The sequence below is a fragment of the Gemmatimonadota bacterium genome (assembly GCA_039715185.1).
Classification (GTDB): Bacteria; Gemmatimonadota; Gemmatimonadetes; order Longimicrobiales; family RSA9; genus DATHRK01.
Genome location: JBDLIA010000178.1, coordinates 1 through 2,681 on the forward strand (window position 1 = coordinate 1; position 2,681 = coordinate 2,681).

A 2,681-nucleotide genomic window follows, 5' to 3' on the forward strand; every position below is an offset into this window, starting at 1 on the left:
AGGTGCGGCGCAGCTTCAACGGGACGTTCTCGCCGCTCTACCAGGTCGCCTACATGATCGGCGGCCTCCAGATCCGCGCGCTGCACGAGGAGTTCGTGCAGTCGGGCGCCATGACCAACCGCGAGTTCCACGACGCGATCCTGCAGGGAGGGTCGATCCCGATCGAGATGGTGCGGGCGCGGCTCGCTGGACAGGCGCCGCCCGAGGACTTCGAGGCGGGGTGGCGGTTCTACGGGGAGGTGGAGTAGGGGCGATGCGGGCGGCACTCGTCGGTACTGGACTCGCTCTGCTGGTGGCAAGCGGCCGGTTGGGCCGCGGTCGATTACACGCGCGCCCTCACGCGGCGCGCCCATCGGCCCCACCATCGCCTCGCACCGCCAGCGGGGTCCCATCCAACGCGCAGTGCCGGCAGGCGCGGCCCACCCCTGCGTCCGGCCTAGCCTCGAGCGCGCCGGGCTGCGGACGGATCAGCGTCCAGCCCAAAAGCCCTCCCAGCGCCGCCACAGCGGCCATCGCCAGGGCCGCCCGCGGGAAGCCAGCGAGCATCGCGTCCCGATCGCCCATGCTGCCCCCGGCCAGCCCCGCGACCGCCGGGAAGATCGCTACGGCCGCCAGTTGCGCGGTCCGCGAGACAGCGTTGTTGATGCCGGACGCGGCGCCTTCGCGGCCCTCGGGCGCGGCGCCCAGGACGGTCGAGGTGACGGGCGCGACGGTCGTGGCGAGCCCGAGGCCGAACACGGCCACCGCCGGAAACGTCGACACCCAGTAGCTCTCTCCCGGGTCGATCGTCGCCATGAGCGCGAGCCCGGCGGCGGCGAGCAGGGGGCCCAGCGTGAGGGGCACGCGCGAGCCGTGATCCTGCGCGTACTGCCCGGCGCGCGCGGACAGCGCGAGCATCAGCGCGGTGATCGGGAGCAGCGAGGCGCCGGCGGCCAGCGCGCTGTAGCCGAGACCCACCTGGAGGTAGACCACCAGCAGGAAGAAGCTGCCGCCCAGCGCCGCGTAGACCACGAAGGTGACCGCGTTCCCGGCGGCGAAGAGCCGGTCCGCGAACATCGTCAGCGGGACCATCGGGTGCTCGACCCGCGCCTCGATCGCCAGGAACGCCAGGAGCGCGGCGAAGCCGATGAGGCCCGCGGCGATCACCAACGGCTGACCGAAGCCTTCTCCGGAGCCGCGCACGAGCGCGTACGTGAGCAGGCCCAGCGCGAGGAACGCCGTCGAGGCACCCGCCACGTCCAGCGATTCGCCGTCGCGGGTGGGCGTCCTGGGGATGCGCGCGAGCCCGACCGCGATGACCACGGCGGTGAGGGGCAGCACCAGCAGGAACACCGAGCGCCAGCCGGTGAGGTCGATGAGCCAGCCTCCCAGGAGCGGGCCGACCGCCGCCGCGATGCCGCCGAGCGCGGACCACGCGCCGATCGCGCGGCCGCGGTCGTCAGGGTGGAAGACCGCCTCGATGATGGCGAGGCTCTCCGGCAGGAGCAGCGCGGCGCCGATGCCCTGGAGAACGCGGAAGCCGATCAGCCAGCGGACGTCCGGCGCCAGCGCGCACAGAATGGAGGCGACGGCGAACCACGCGGTCCCGACCACGAACATGCGCCGGTGCCCGTACCGGTCCCCGAGCGAGCCCCCGATCAGGATCAGCGAGGCGAGCGCCAGCAGGTAGCCGTTGAGGATCCACTGGAGCTCCTCGGTGCCGGCTTGGAGCGCGGTCCCGAGCGCCGGCAGCGCCACGTTCACGACTGTGCCCGTGAGCATCGCCACCGCGGATCCCAGCACCGTCGCGGCGAGCACCCAGCGGCCGGCGGCGGAATCGAGCCGGACGTTACCGCCCGTGGCCACGTCTCCTATTTCGAGTCACGGGTACAGGTCATTGTTTGTCCGGAGGGCTCACTCGCCCAGCAAAAGGACGCCTCATCTATGTCGAAAAAGGTAGTCCTCCAAACCGGATCACCATCGGCCCTCCGCATTATGAATCCGCTTCATGAGGACTCCTTGCGGAGATTTGGTCGTACGACCATGCCAGTCTACCGCGCCCGTCGGTACACTGCACATACTTCCCGCGGCAGCCCGAAAAGCTCTCAAGTCCTGCCACAGCGGTTTCCAGCCGGTCTCCAGGTCTCCCGACGTGGCCCCCGATGTCCGTCCTGCCTATCCTCTCGCCTCGCCCGCGATACGCTGCGCAGCCAGAGGAGTCAGGCCGCATGACCAACCGCGAGTTCCACGACACGATCCTTCAGGGCGGTTCGATCCGGAAGAAAGGGGCAGCCATGTTTTTGCCTGGGTCCCGCTTCGTCCTACTGGCGGCGACTATCGCCGCTACGCCCTGGGCGATCCCGCTCGCCGCGCAGAGCAGCGTGGAGCGGGACGTGTCATATGTGACGGAGGGCACCGAGGATCAGAGGCTCGACCTCTTCCTCCCCGAGGCGGCAGGTTTCCCCACCGTGATCTTCCTGCACGGGGGAAGCCTACGGGAGAACGGCGAACGGCGGTCCTCGGAGCTCTACGCGCGGGTATGTGAACCGTTCGTCGGTGCGGGGTTCGGGTGCGCGAACGCCGACTACAGGCTCGCCCCCACCCACCAATGGCCGGCGATGCCGGAGGACGTGGCCGCGGCCATCAAGTGGGTAAGCGACAACATCGGTTCACGAGGAGGCGATCCGGAGCGCCTGTTTCTA

General features: G+C 70.2%; 3 protein-coding genes. 2 read left to right on the plus strand and 1 reads right to left on the minus strand.

The features are described from left to right. Nucleotides 1–248: DUF885 family protein (locus ABFS34_16405; protein ID MEN8377007.1), on the plus strand; the 248-nt coding region annotated here is incomplete at its 5' end. An 88-nt stretch (nucleotides 249–336) separates the two neighbouring features. Here the strand turns inward: ABFS34_16405 and ABFS34_16410 are convergent. Then, nucleotides 337–1,845 (minus strand): DHA2 family efflux MFS transporter permease subunit, encoded by a 1,509-nt coding sequence (locus ABFS34_16410; GenBank protein MEN8377008.1) that lies wholly within the window; start codon nucleotides 1,843–1,845, stop codon nucleotides 337–339. Nucleotides 1,846–2,207: 362 nt separating this feature from the next. Here ABFS34_16410 and ABFS34_16415 point away from each other — a divergent pair. Continuing rightward, a partial coding sequence (locus tag ABFS34_16415; protein ID MEN8377009.1) for an alpha/beta hydrolase occupies nucleotides 2,208–2,681 on the plus strand: 474 nt, incomplete at its 3' end.